This window comes from Pararhodobacter sp. CCB-MM2 (genome assembly GCF_001691415.1).
In the GTDB taxonomy this organism is placed as follows: domain Bacteria; phylum Pseudomonadota; class Alphaproteobacteria; order Rhodobacterales; family Rhodobacteraceae; genus Pararhodobacter.
This window is the reverse complement of sequence record NZ_LRRR01000129.1, coordinates 1-379: the sequence shown is the minus strand read 5'-3', so window position 1 is coordinate 379 and position 379 is coordinate 1. Positions and strand designations below refer to the sequence as shown.

Genomic DNA, 379 nt, shown 5'->3' with positions numbered 1-379 from the left:
GTATTACGGTCACCGGTGACGGGACACCACAATCCCCCTGGCTGGCGGGAATTTCGATCAGTAATACGGCACTGCCCGCGTACGTCCAGTTTTTCCAGGAACCCATTGAGGGTGGCGGAAGCAGACTGAATCTCGGGGGGTCGATGATACCTGAGATTGTCGTCAGTACTGTTACCGTGAAACCTTCCCTGAATCTTTCCGTGGCCAGCATCGAGTTTCCTTCATCAGGCAATCTGTCTGCCACCTGGCTACCGATTGCCTCCGCGGCTCTGAGTCTGCCTAATCCCATACAGACGCCTGAGGTCGGTGGGTTGTCTGTCAGCATCGGGCCGTCCCAGCTGTCTGCGGCTTGGAGCCGCCTCAGCGGTTGGTCCTGGTC

Annotated in this window: 1 protein-coding gene; it reads right to left on the bottom strand. The window is 58.0% G+C overall.

Annotation, left to right across the window (positions count from 1 at the left end; genetic code table 11):
* The coding region (locus BCY78_RS26150) for a hypothetical protein (protein WP_233499499.1) at positions 1-211 on the bottom strand (211 nt) is incomplete at its 3' end.
* Positions 212-379 lie beyond the last annotated feature (168 nt).